Below are 13,639 nucleotides of genomic sequence, written 5' to 3'. Positions count from 1 at the left end.
AATTGAATTAATTTAAAATGATAATAATTATTAAAGATATTATCTAAACAGTTTGATTATTGAAAATAAAAGATAAGAGAAAATATAGAATTAATAAAATTTATTTAATGAAATCTTGTTCGATTTCTTCTAGAGTACGTCCATTTGTTTTTGGTACAAATTTAAATGCTATAAAGCTATACACCAAAGTACATACTCCGCATATACCCAAAATCACACCATAATTTCCATTAAAATGTTGTGTTACAGGCATCACTGAAGAAGCTAATATTGCAGAAGCCATACTATTTAAGAATAGAGCCACTGCTAAACCTTTACTTCTGATATTGGTTGGTAAAAGTTCAGACATAATAACCCATATATACGCTCCTGGACCAATTGCAAAAAAGAATATATATAAAATAAATCCTATAAGCAAAACTATACCTTTTGCTGAAGTATCAGGCATCGTATACATAAGCACAGCCAGAGTCAGTAAAACAATAGAAACCATTAAAGTCCCAAAAGTAATTACAAATTTTCTTTCAATTTTATCTGCTATAGCTACTGCTATAATTGTTGTAACAAAATTAAGACCTGTGATTGCAACACCACCAACCACAGCAGCATATACAGAACCTAAACCGGTTTCTTTTAGCATTGTTGGAGCATATTGCAAAATACTATTAATTCCTGTCATTTGAGCTAAAATAGCAACAGAGAATACTATAAGCATTGGCATCAAATAATGTCTTTTAGTAAGACTTGATAATAAACTACCTTCATTCTTAGTTTTTTCAATCAAAGCCTTAACTTCTTGCATTTGCTGTTTTGCTGCATCTACACCTATTGTTTCTGTCAAAATCTTCTCTGCTTCTTGTTCTCTATTTTTCATAATCAACCACCTAGGAGACTTGATTAAAAGAAAACCGCCTATGAATACGATTAAGCCAGGAATTAAAGCTGTAAGAAACATATTTCTCCAATCACCAGTTTCTAAACCAGTTGTAGGATCAGTTGATATAAATAGTAGACTTACAGCAACAGATATTAATATACCTGCTGTGAGAAATAGCTGAAAACATGTAACTGCTAATCCTCGAATCATGCTAGGCACAGATTCTGTTAAATACAATGGAACTGTTATAGATATAAAACCAACAGCCACACCCTGTACTAACCTCGAAAAAAGTAAGAAATTATAACTTTCAGCAAAGTAAATCATAAATACTGATACTACGAATATTAATCCAGATGCCGTGATAATATTTTTTCTACCAAAAATATCTGCTAATACTCCACCTATAAGAATTGCAAAAGCTCCTCCAAATAACACAGAACCACCTAAAAATGATTCTTGAGCAGCAGTCATACCTAACTCAGATTTAATAAAAGGCAAAGCTCCTCCGATTATACCGATGTCATAACCATATAACATTCCACCCATCGCTGAGAAAAATATAATCATAAACACCTTTAGCTTATTAGCTTCTTTCATTGTTTTCTCCTTCAAAGATAAAACTATAGTAAATACCTAAATTAAACTGTTTCGGTAACTTTTTTTAGATTACTAGGACTATCCGGATTATAACCTAACGACAATGCTAGATCATTAACCATCAAATAGAATTTTTGCAATATAACTACAGTTTCAAGAATTGGATGTGTTGCTACATTAACATGTAGATGAACTTTTGCATCAGATTGATTATCTGTTGTAGCGAAAACAGTTCTAACTCCTAAATCAGTCATTCTCTTGACTATATCACGTGTACCTTGAGCACTCTCATCATGTTGCAGTATGGTAAATGTTGTAAAAGTCTGATTCATCAAAGCAAATGGACCATGTAATACTTCGGCTGAACTAAATGCTTCTGCATGTATCCCACATGTTTCTTTGAATTTCAAAGCCATCTCTTGGACTATCGGGAATCCAAAACCTCTTCCGATGACAAACATGTTTTTACTTTTCTTAAGCTCTTCTATAGCTGGAGTCCAATCAGAATTTAGACTCGTTTCCAGTGTTTCAGGGAGACTATTCAAACTTTCCAAAAGAGCTTGATCTTGATTATATTCAGCTACAATACTTACTAGTGCAACTAATGAAGTTATTACACTCTTGGTTGCTGCAACAGCATTTTCTGCATCAGCTCTCACAGGTAAGACCAAATCTGCGCTGTCTGCTAAAGGTGACTTTTCCACGTTGACTATAGCTAGTGTAGTACACCCTGCTTTCTTGCAACCTTCAAGAGCTAGACGCAAGTCAGGGCTACCACCGGATTGTGATATACCTATAGCTAATGTATGCTCATCGCCTATATTTTTATTATAAATAGTCGTTACAGAAGGTGGTAGCGAAGAAACACTAAATCCTAACTGAGTCTCAAATAAATATTTTGCATAATTTGCCACACAATCAGAACTTCCTCTTGCTACAGTAATAACTCTTTTAATGTTCTTTTCTTTAAGAGTTTTGACTATAGATTTAATGATATCTTTGTTAAGTTTAAGTTGATTGGCAACTTTTTCGAAACTACTACTAGCTTCTTGATGCATAAGCGTTTTTGTCATATTAATTGATAAAGTAAAAATTATAGGTAATCAATTATAGGCTTCTTTTTTTTATTTTTACAATAAAAACATCTATCAAATATAGACAATTGTTATTAATTTTTGATAAGAAAAATTCATGCCAGGTATGTAGTATACCAATCTAGTAAACTATGTTAAAATCCATCTCTACAATTTTATATAATAAGGTTAAAAATATGGTGGTTTTACTTATAATATCAATCTCTCTTCTAATATATCTACATGTTAAGCAAGTTAGCTTCAACCTTAGAACGATATTAGCACTAGTTACAGGAATTATTATTGGCATTGTTTACAATTGGACAAATAGTTATAGTAATAGTTTCATACAAATTAGTAATATTTTAGGTGATGGTTATATCTCTTTACTTAAAATGTTAATTATCCCTATTGTATTGACATCAATTATTCACTCAATAATAAACCTAAGAAACCATAAAAGCTCATATATAATAAAGCTTGCTACAAAAACAATCATAATTTTACTTGTTCTTACTGGCATAAGTGCTGCGATTGGCTCAACAGTTGCTATTTTAATGAAGCTTGGTCAAGGTATAGATCTTAGCTCAATGACTGCAGTAACCAAAGAAGCAAAATCAGCCACTCTATCTGAGAATATACTAAGCTTCTTACCAGATAATATTTTTCAACAAATGGATAAAAATAATGTTATTGCTGTTGTTATATTTGCTATATTAATTGGTTTCTCAATGCTTATAGCTCATCGTGAAGATAGTAAGCTAGCTGATCCATTTATAAATTTTATTGATTCTGCTTTTTTTGTAATCAAAAAACTAGCAAAGTTAGTTATTGCAACTACACCTTATGGAGTGCTAGGACTAATGATACAAATGAGTATTGAATTAGATAAAGGAAGTATATCTGCAGTTATTTCTTTTGTTTTAGCTTGTTATATAGCTATGTTTATAGTTTTACTTATGCATATAGCATTGCTTCTGATATTCGGTACAAATTTAGTAAAATTCTATAAAAGTATATGGAGAGCTTTACTTGTAGCTGCTACGTCTAGATCAAGTATGGGTACCCTACCACTATCTATAAATGGTCTTAACAGATATGGATTATCAGAGACTATTTCTACATTTGCACCTACTATGGGCACCACTATGGGTATGAATGGTTGTGCAGGAGTATTTCCTGCAATATTAGCAATTATGGCTATGTCTGCAACAGATATGGATATAAATTTTGCAACAATACTTACTATATCTCTAATCTGCATGTTTGCTTCACTAGGTGTTTCTGGTATTCCTGGCACTGCGTATGTAGCCGCTGGCGTCGTATTTACATATTTTAATTTACCATGGGAAATTATTGGTTTAATACTAGGTGTAGACGCTCTTATTGATAGTTTTAGAACACCTCTAAATATACATGGAAGCATGACTACAGCAGTAATAGTAGATAAAACTACCAAAGCTTCTTAACACGCTAATATTTAATAAACTATTTAAGTACCACAAAAAGTAAATCTAACTTTCTCTTGCTCTAAAGGCTCTGACATATATTTCTTAGTGAACGCGTTGAGTTTATATGGTGCTTCAAGTGCTGTCACAAGACTTTGAAGAATACTAAAATTACCATTTTCTGCAAACTCAAGTGCTTTTTCAACTTGATGATTACGCGGAATTATTACTGGATTAGATTTCATCATACTTTCAAAATTGATATCGTAATTGACATATTTATCTAACCAATCTTTTAAGCCTTTATTCCGCAAGTAATCAAAATTATTATAGCTTAGATTATAGAACGTATTTGTATAATCTAACTTATGTTTAAACATATCAGTGAGCAAACCGGAAATAAGTTCATCATCATATTCACTATTGATACTAAAACCTATTTTACTAAGAAACATTTGTCTCCATTTTTGCTTATAAATTTCCGAATAACTTTGCAGTTTATCTTGAGCTAATTCAATAGCTTCATCCTCATCTGTTGAAATAAGTTTCAATAAACTTTCTGCTAGTCTTGCAATATTCCAGCCAGCAATTGATGCTTGATTAGCAAACGCATATCTTCCATCTCGATCTATTGAACTAAAAACAGTATCAGGATCATAAGTATCCATAAATGCACAAGGTCCATAGTCAATAGTTTCGCCTGAAATAGTCATATTATCAGTATTCATAACCCCATGAATAAAACCTACTCTTTCCCATTGTGTTATTAAAGTTGTCTGTTTATCAATGACATAGTCAAGTAAGCTCAAAGCTTTATTATCAGCGTATGGAATATTATGTCTAACAATCGTATAGTCTAATAACTCTTGGCTATAACTCTCCCCAAGCATAGCTGCATACTGAAAAGTACCTACTCTAATGTGACTACTTGCAACTCTAAGAACTATTGCTCCTTGTTGTAATTTATTTCTTTGAATATTCTCACCTGTTGATATCACAGCTAAAATTCGGCTAGTAGGTATGCCTAGATTATGCATAGCTTCACTAACTATATATTCTCTAAGCATTGGCGCTAAAGCTGCTTTACCATCACCACCCCGAGAGAACTTAGTTAAGCCAGCTCCTTTTAGATGAAAATCAACCAGCTCCCCATTTGGTTTTTCATATTCACCAATTAAGATAGCTCGACCATCTCCTAACATTGTAAAATTACCAAACTGATGACCAGCATAAGCTTGTGAAATTGGCTTTATACTACTATACCCTAACAAATTTTTTAATAACTCTTGTGCTGATTTACCTTCTAAATCTAAGCCCAAATCCTTGGCTAAACAGTCATTTACAATCAGTAACTTTGCATTAGGATATCTGTATACTTTTTGTTGTGAATAAAACTCATTAGATAAGTCTGTATAACTATATTGTAAATCAATCATAAAACCTATACTTTACTATTTTAGTATAATTTTAGCAGAGTATAGATAATATCATAGCTTTTGAGGTAAAATAGATACCATAAGCGCTAGGATAAGGAGTCAAATAGTTATGGAATATCTCAAACTAGCAATAGTTGATTCTGAAAACTATAACAACTTCTCTCATATTTCTGAGGGTAATTTTGACAGAGTAATTGTCTTTACAAATCCACAAGAATTAGAAGCAAACTTCAATAAAACCCAAATCTATCATAACTTTGAACTTGTACCAATAATTTATGGTGAAGGCAACAAAGATAATATGGATGGTTATATCTGTGCTAAAGTTGGTGAGTATGTCGAAAGATATCGTGATTTCCGTACTTACCTTAGCATCACAATTTTTAGTAATGATCGAATTTTTAGAGGTATTGCATCATACTATACACGTAAGGGATTCAATATAGCTACTGCTGCTCCTAACCAATGCGACACTGGTAATAGTAATACTGATCCTAAAATACGTATCAAAAAATTCCTGTCTTGCCATGAAAGCGTTGTTAATAAAACATTCAAAAAACACTTTAATGAAAGCAATCAAGATGCCTTCCATAGACTCATTAGAAGACATTTAGACAAAGATATACCTAGACAAATTACAGATCTTTTCGTTGAAAATAATATTATATTTTTTTCAAATAAATCACGTAAGATTGGTATTGATGAATCTAAGTATAACCTTTTGTAATGTTTTAATAAGGTACTGGATATACGATTTTTATAATGCTAAAATATTGCAACTTTTTATTCACTAATCATTTTTTTAGAGTTAATTATGGAATATAGAAAATACATTTGTATCGTTTGTGGTTTAATTTATGATGAAGCTGAAGGTTGGCCAGAAGACGGTATAGAACCTGGTACTAAATGGGAAGATGTTCCTGAAGATTGGGAATGTCCTGACTGTGGTGTTGGTAAGGATGAGTTTGAACTATTAGAAGAATAATTTCTTAAATGGTCTCCTTGTTTCAAGAAATATCTTTTGAAGATAAAGATTTCATTGTAATGAGAGATGATCTAAATCACCCGATTTTCTCTGGCAATAAAGCTAGAAAATTAGCTTATCTTCTAAAAAACCCAGATAAATACTCTCACATTAAAACCATTGTATCTTTTGGTGGTAATCAATCTAATTTCATGCTGGCATTATCACAGCTAGCTAAGATCAAAGGCTGGAATTTCCATTATTGGATAAAACCACTACCAAAATTTCTTAAAAACGCTAAAAATGGCAACCTAAAACTAGCTCTAGAAAATGGAATGCAGTTATTTGAGACTACAAGCTCTCTAAAGCTAAAAAATATAAAGACGAATTACAATATAGACAATAGCCTTTATTTCTTTGATCAAGGTGGTAGAAATACTCTCGCTGAAGAAGGCATAGCTGACTGTGCTAATGAAATCAAAAAGTACTGTCTAGAAAATAATATTGATAATTATAGTATCGTTGTGGCATCTGGTACTGGCACAACTGCATTATATCTTGAAAAGTATCTACCAAACAAAGTCTACACTATTGCATGTGTTGGTGATAATCAATACTTAAAAAATCAATTTAATGATATTGATAGTAGTTTAAATCATCCTAGAATTCTCAATTTAAGCTTTAAAACTCATTTTGGGCAGCTAGATACCCAAAATTACGCAATATACCAAAAGCTTCTAGAGCAGACAGAAATTGAGTTTGAGCTACTATACGACCCTATAGCTTGGCGCGCATTATTAAATGAACATCATAAACTTACAAAGCCTATTATCTATATTCACTGTGGTGGAACTAGTGGCAACGAAACAATGATTGCTAGATATACAAGACTAACAAAATAACTTGTTAAATATACTGTGCTACTAATATTTTATTTAATTGCTTTCTTAATTCAACAATATTTGTCTTCACAGATCTACATAGATTATATGTAGTATTAAGCTTCTCTGTTGTTGAATTACTAAACCTTATACTACTAAGATTCGCCCTTGGAGAACTTTCAATAGCTGTTAAGACTGTAGATTCTTGTAAATCTAGAGGCTCCTGTAATATTTTTACTATCTGTCGAGCATAGGCTTTGATTTGCTCAGTTTTCGAAGAAAAGTCATGCTCATGGTTGATATATTCAAACATTTTATAAGCTATAGACATTCTCATTTGCTCTTCGAGAAAGATATAAGCTAATTGATGTTCTATATTTTTACTCAACTTCTCATCACTACCAAACTCTAAAGACTTCCATTGGTTCAATAGAATATTCATCCTTTTAAGCTGAGTTTTTATGATGCGCATTCTTTGATGAAACCTATTTTTATTTTGCTGTATTAGCTTCTTGATTTCTTTAGGCTGATTTTTTGTAGATAGCTGTTTTATTGATTGCTCTAATTGATTTAGATTGTTTATTATATCTGGAGCTGTATCAACAACTTCTATCAAATCTAAATTAGGCGCAACTTCAGATACAGCTAAATAACATTGTTTATAAATACCTAGAATATGATTATATTTTTCAAGAACTCCTGTTCTTAACTTCTCTATAGAATTAAATAAATAATCTTTTTTAGTATCTTCAAACTTAGAAACTGCTTTCAAATAATAAATTTTTCTACCAGATAATAATTCTATAAAAAGAGTTATAACATTACTTGCATCTTCTAAATCATACAAGTTATACATCCCTGCACTGCTATAAATCTTAGACAAAAAGCCTATTTTCCTATCAAGGCCTTTATTCAAATCTGAATATTTACCAACTAAAGCATTTTGAAACTTGATCCTTAAATCATCAGGAATACTCTGGTTACTATTTATTTGCTTATAGAAGCTTCTTAATTTACGCTTATTACTCGGAGTGTCTATAGGAAAACCATTATCTCTATACAAGTATATAATCTCAGCAAACTCTGCCATTTCCTTATTAAAATGTAATTTAAATGCATAAAATATTTCTTTACTTGTTGGATGAGACTTAGCAAGAATCTCATAAGCAATCTTATTATCCCTTACCTGATCGGTTAGATTACTAAGAGCAAGCTTTTTAGACATATATAAACTTTGATATGATTCCTCAATTACAGATAGAAACTTATCTTGCATCAACTCTTTTTCACGGTGCTTGATAGAATCAAAAATTATTTTACTAATAAAACCTACTAAACCTACAAAAAACACATAAAAAGAAAAATATGCAACTGTAACTAGCGGAACTCCTTGACCATGACTTAAATAATACCCCAAAGTTATAGCTATAATCGTGACTGGTCCAGCTGCCCAAAGTATAGATAGTATCGCCGCTTTGACATCAGCACGATGAATCGATGATATTAGTTCACTAACATAGGTATTATTATACGAGTTTCTACTTTTAAATATTGCTTTTATTCTATTGAGCTGTAACAAAATACCCCAACTATAATTTGCTAATAAGTTTAGTTTATATTTTAACAAAACCATTCAGCAACCCCAAATTCATAAAAGATTATTTTGATATTGAAATTAGAAAACCAATTATCAAATCAAAGTATTTAATTTTTAGGTACTTTTAAACCTTATTAGTCTATAATTGTTGGTGATTTTATAAAAATAGGTAAAATTTAATGATTGAGAATTTAAGAAATATTGCGATTATCGCACACGTTGACCATGGTAAAACTACACTGGTTGATAAACTATTACAACAATCTGGTACACTAAACACTCGTGGCCCAGAAGTTGAAAGAGTCATGGACTCAAATGACATTGAGAAAGAAAGAGGGATTACAATCCTTGCAAAAAACACTGCTCTAAAATGGAATAACTACCGAATTAATATCGTAGATACTCCAGGCCATGCTGACTTCGGTGGTGAGGTTGAACGTGTATTATCTATGGTTGACTCAGTATTACTACTAGTTGATGCTGTTGATGGTCCTATGCCTCAAACAAGATTTGTAACAGAAAAAGCTTTTGCTCAAGGTTTAAAACCAATTGTAGTTATCAACAAAATCGATAGAGATGGCGCTCGCCCTGACTGGGTAGTCGATCAAGTATTTGATCTATTTGATAGACTGGGTGCTACTGATGAACAATTAGATTTTCCTATTATTTATGCTTCAGCTATCAATGGTTGGGCAACTAATGAGCTTGGCGAACAAAAAGAAGATATGACTGATCTTTTCAAGGCTATTGTTGAAAATGTTGAGCATCCAGCTGTTGATGAAAATGGTCCATTCCAAATGCAAATATCTTCCTTAGACTATTCTAACTTCACAGGTACTATTGGTATTGGTCGTATCCAAAGAGGTAAAGTCAAAACAAATACTCCTGTAACTATTGTTGGTAAAGATGGTAAAACTCGTAATGGTAGAGTATTACAAATATTAGGCTATATGGGTCTAGACAGAGTTGAAGTGCCTGAAGCTCAAGCTGGTGATATTGTATGTGTAACAGGTATGGAAGGTTTGAATATATCAGATACATTATGTAGCCCTGATAAAGTAGAAGCATTACCTGAGCTTTCTGTAGATGAGCCAACTATTAGTATGACTTTCCAAGTTAACAACTCTCCATTTGCTGGTAAAGAAGGTAAATATGTAACTTCTCGTCAAATTAAAGACCGTCTTGACAAGGAACTACTTACAAACGTAGCTCTAAGAGTTGAGCAACTTGATGATCCTGATAAATTTAAAGTATCTGGTCGTGGCGAGCTTCACCTTTCGATCTTACTTGAAAATATGCGCCGTGAAGGTTATGAGATTGCAGTATCTCGCCCACATGTAATCTTTAAAGATGTTGATGGCGAAAAACACGAACCTTATGAGCAAGCAATTATAGATATCGAAGAAGAGCATCAAGGTACTGTAATGGAAAGAATGGGCTTACGTCAAGGTGAGCTTAAAAATATGGAACCAGATGGTAAAGGTCGTGTAAAACTTGAGTTTATTATTCCATCGCGTGGTTTAATTGGTTTTTATACAGAATTTTTAACTATCACATCTGGCTCAGGTATTTTAAACAAAGTATTTGATCATTACGGACCTATGAAAAAGCAAACTCTTGAAACTCGTCAAAACGGTACTCTAGTTTCTATGCTATCAGGTAAAGCAGTAGCGTTTGCTCTTTGGAACCTTCAGGAGAGAGGTAAAATGTTTATCTCTCACGGTACAGATGTTTATGAGGGTATGATTATTGGTATTCATAGTAGAGATAACGACTTAGCGGTTAACCCTTGTAAAGGTAAACAGTTAACTAACGTTCGTGCCTCTGGTAAAGATGATGCTCTTACACTAGTTACTCCAATTAAACTAACTCTTGAGTATGCTCTTGAGTTTATCGAAGATGATGAGCTTGTTGAAATTACACCTGAATCAATCAGACTAAGAAAGAAACATCTAACAGAATCTGATCGTAAAAAAGCAGCTCGTGGAACTCTTTAATTTTATAAAATAATTATATATTTCTATATAAATCATATAATACATTCTAAAGTTAACTCCTAAATCACTTTTATAAAATTTAAATAATTTATAGGACTTTCTTATGAAACGATTAGATAATAAAATAGTATTAATAACAGGTGCTGCTAGAGGAATAGGTAAGGCAACTGCTGAACTCTTTTCAAATGAGGGAGCAACTGTGATTATTTCAGATATAAACGGCAGTTTAGGTAATCAAACGGTTAAAGATATTAACTCATCAAATTGTGAATATAAACACTTAGACGTTAGTCTTGAAGATGATTGGATAATTATTAGTAAATATATTAGATCTAAATTTGGTAAACTTGATATTTTAGTTAATAATGCTGGCATTACAGGTTTTATAGAGAGTTCTGGCCCTCATAACCCTGAGGATTTAGATATGGATTCTTGGCAAAAGGTTCATTCTATAAATTCTAATGGTGTAGCCTTAGGGTGCAAATATGCTATTAAACTTATGAAAGAAAATGGCGGCAGTATAGTCAATATTTCTTCCCGCTCTGGACTTGTAGGTATACCTCAGGCTGTTGCATATGCTTCGAGTAAAGCATCTGTAAGAAATCATACTAAATCTGTTGCTTTATACTGTGCTGATATGAATTATGGGATTAGGTGTAACTCAATTCATCCAGGAGCTATATTAACGCCAATGTGGGATGAGATGCTGCCAAAAGATGAAGATCAAAAACAAGCAGCTATTAAAACTATTACTCAAGACATACCTTTAAAGAGAATGGGTAATGCAAAAGATGTAGCTTATGCTGCTTTATATCTAGCATCTGATGAATCAAAATATGTCACAGGTATAGAACTAAATGTAGATGGTGGAATACTTGCAGGAAGCTCTGCTGCACCAAGAGATAGAAAGGAATAAGAAAATTTAAATAACTTGATATAAATCAATAGCCTATAGCTAAAGCATTACCTCTACGTGGATCTGCCGCACCATAGACATACTGTCCATCAGACATTACAGACTCTGCAGCACCCATAGCAGCATAAGGAGTTACAGTGTTACCCATTTTTTTAAGTAGATTGATAGTATCCACAGATATACCCTGCTCTACACCAATCTCTTCTGGCCATAGTTGACTATGTATACGAGGATTGTTAACTGCTGATTGTAGATTCATATTATAGTCTATGATGTTTAAAATCACTTGTAATGTGGTTGTAATAATACGACTTCCACCTGGTGAACCTGTAGCTAAAAACGGCTTGCCATCTTTATCAAGAACAATTGTCGGAGTCATTGAGCTTAATGGTCGCTTATTTGGAGCAACTGTATTAGCTTCACCTTGAACTAAACCAAACACATTTGCAACACCTACTTTTGCTGCAAAATCATCCATTTCATTATTTAACAATATACCAGTTCCCGGTACTACGATACCATTCCCATAAGAATAATTAAGCGTATAAGTATTAGATACCATATTGCCATCTTTATCAACTACACTAAATTGAGTAGTCTGAAGCTTTTCGCGATCTTCTGGATCAACTGTACTTATATCTTTACTCGGAATATGCTTATCTGTAGTGATTTTTTGAGCAATCTGTTTCGCATATTTTTTAGACAAGAATTTAGCCAGATCCATCTTAACAAAATCAGGATCTCCTAAATCAGAGTTTCTATCATTATAAGCATAGCTCATTGCATTACTCATAAGATTAATGGTTTTAGCGCTATTGTTACCATAGTCAGCTAATGGGAAATTCTCTAGAATATTTAATAACTCTATCAGAATTACACCACCGGAGCTTGGTGGCGGCATAGAATATACTGTATAACCTCTATATGTCCCTTTAAGTGGCTTCATTTCTTCGATATTGTAGTTTTTCAAATCTTGTAATGTGATTAAACCACCATTTTTAGCCATACTATCTGCTATCTTATGAGCAATATCTCCTTCATAGAAAGCTTTTTTACCTTGTTTTGCTATTAGTTTCAGACTATTTGCAAGTTCAGGCTGCTTTAAAATTTCTCCAACCTTATAAGCAGAACCATCTTTATGATAAAAAATCTTCATAGCTTCTGGTGATTTTTCAAGCCATGGTTTTGCAGTTATAAGCGACTGATTTAGGTCATAGCTTACTGGGATACCATCTTCAGCAAGCTTGATAGCTGGAGCAATAACCTGCGATAATTTCAATTTACCATATTTTTGTTGAGCATCTACTAAACCAGCTACAGTACCTGGAACACCAGAAGCACTGTATGAGCCAGAAACCTTAGCATAATCAACATCTCCCTTGTCATTTAAAAACATATCTTTAGATGCTTTTGCAGGAGCTTTTTCACGGTAGTTTACAGCTATATTCTTATTGCCATCTTGTAAGTGGATAATCATAAAGCCACCACCACCAAGATTACCAGCTCTAGGTAATGTAACAGCCAAAGCAAAGCCAACCGCAACAGCTGCATCTACAGCATTGCCACCTTGTTTTAATATATCTAAACCAACCTGACTTGCTAAAGACTCTTGAGAAGAAACCATACCATGTGTTGCAACTACTGGTTGAGCAATTTGCATCTCTTCTTGAATAGGAATAAAATCATAACCTGTTGGTACTGGTGCAGCAATCAAAGCTAAATTTGGTAAAAAAATTACCATACACATCAAACTTACAAATAGTTTTTTCACTAATAAACCTCAGTAACTATTTTTCAAACATAATATATAAGATATCAAAAAACGATACCTTAAAAAAACTTTTTAAGCT

Annotated in this window: 11 protein-coding genes; 6 read left to right on the top strand and 5 right to left on the bottom strand. The window is 32.7% G+C overall.

What is annotated here, in order from left to right:
- Window positions 1-100: 100 nt before the first annotated feature.
- Entirely contained in the window at window positions 101-1,477 is a 1,377-nt protein-coding gene (locus FQ699_RS09085; protein ID WP_146422041.1) for a sugar porter family MFS transporter, read from the bottom strand.
- A 41-nt stretch (window positions 1,478-1,518) separates the two neighbouring features.
- Window positions 1,519-2,550 carry an SIS domain-containing protein gene (locus FQ699_RS09080; RefSeq protein ID WP_146422040.1) on the bottom strand — a complete coding sequence of 344 codons (1,032 nt, stop codon included), beginning with the start codon at window positions 2,548-2,550 and terminating at the stop codon, window positions 1,519-1,521.
- A gap of 197 nt (window positions 2,551-2,747) precedes the next feature.
- On the opposite strand from FQ699_RS09080, the gene FQ699_RS09075 reads away from it, so the two are divergent.
- Entirely contained in the window at window positions 2,748-4,019 is a 1,272-nt protein-coding gene (locus FQ699_RS09075; RefSeq protein ID WP_146422039.1) for a dicarboxylate/amino acid:cation symporter, read from the top strand.
- Between the two features lie 23 nt (window positions 4,020-4,042).
- Here FQ699_RS09075 and FQ699_RS09070 read toward each other — a convergent pair whose 3' ends face one another.
- Window positions 4,043-5,434 (bottom strand): protein adenylyltransferase SelO, encoded by a 1,392-nt coding sequence (locus FQ699_RS09070; RefSeq protein WP_146422038.1) that lies wholly within the window; start codon window positions 5,432-5,434, stop codon window positions 4,043-4,045.
- Window positions 5,435-5,543: 109 nt separating this feature from the next.
- Here FQ699_RS09070 and FQ699_RS09065 point away from each other — a divergent pair, with 109 nt between their 5' ends.
- The 3 genes from FQ699_RS09065 to FQ699_RS09055 all read left to right on the top strand — a co-directional run bounded on the left by FQ699_RS09065 (window position 5,544) and on the right by FQ699_RS09055 (window position 7,300).
- Window positions 5,544-6,161, top strand: a complete 618-nt coding sequence (locus tag FQ699_RS09065; RefSeq protein ID WP_146422037.1) for a PIN domain-containing protein — start codon at window positions 5,544-5,546, stop codon at window positions 6,159-6,161.
- An 87-nt stretch (window positions 6,162-6,248) separates the two neighbouring features.
- Window positions 6,249-6,419, top strand: a complete 171-nt coding sequence (locus tag FQ699_RS09060) for a rubredoxin (protein WP_013922958.1) — start codon at window positions 6,249-6,251, stop codon at window positions 6,417-6,419.
- Window positions 6,420-6,427: 8 nt separating this feature from the next.
- The gene (locus tag FQ699_RS09055) at window positions 6,428-7,300 is read left to right on the top strand and encodes a 1-aminocyclopropane-1-carboxylate deaminase (protein ID WP_146422036.1); all 873 of its coding nucleotides are present in this window, start codon (window positions 6,428-6,430) and stop codon (window positions 7,298-7,300) included.
- A 4-nt stretch (window positions 7,301-7,304) separates the two neighbouring features.
- Here the strand turns inward: FQ699_RS09055 and FQ699_RS09050 are convergent, their stop codons facing one another.
- The gene (locus FQ699_RS09050; protein ID WP_146422124.1) at window positions 7,305-8,861 is read right to left on the bottom strand and encodes a hypothetical protein; all 1,557 of its coding nucleotides are present in this window, start codon (window positions 8,859-8,861) and stop codon (window positions 7,305-7,307) included.
- 194 nt (window positions 8,862-9,055) lie between these two features.
- Here FQ699_RS09050 and typA point away from each other — a divergent pair, with 194 nt between their 5' ends.
- A complete protein-coding gene (typA, locus tag FQ699_RS09045; RefSeq protein WP_146422035.1) occupies window positions 9,056-10,873 on the top strand; it encodes a translational GTPase TypA in 1,818 nt (605 codons plus the stop codon).
- Between the two features lie 103 nt (window positions 10,874-10,976).
- A complete protein-coding gene (locus FQ699_RS09040; protein ID WP_146422034.1) occupies window positions 10,977-11,789 on the top strand; it encodes an SDR family oxidoreductase in 813 nt (270 codons plus the stop codon).
- 25 nt (window positions 11,790-11,814) lie between these two features.
- On the opposite strand, the gene ggt is transcribed toward FQ699_RS09040, so the two are convergent.
- Window positions 11,815-13,536 (bottom strand): gamma-glutamyltransferase, encoded by a 1,722-nt coding sequence (gene ggt, locus FQ699_RS09035; protein ID WP_224728107.1) that lies wholly within the window; start codon window positions 13,534-13,536, stop codon window positions 11,815-11,817.
- Between the last annotated feature and the right edge of the window lie 103 nt (window positions 13,537-13,639).

Origin of the sequence: Francisella salimarina (assembly GCF_007923265.1) — a bacterium.
GTDB lineage: Bacteria > Pseudomonadota > Gammaproteobacteria > Francisellales > Francisellaceae > Francisella > Francisella salimarina.
The sequence above is the reverse complement of the archived record's forward strand: the minus strand, read 5'-3'. Positions and strand labels throughout refer to the sequence as shown.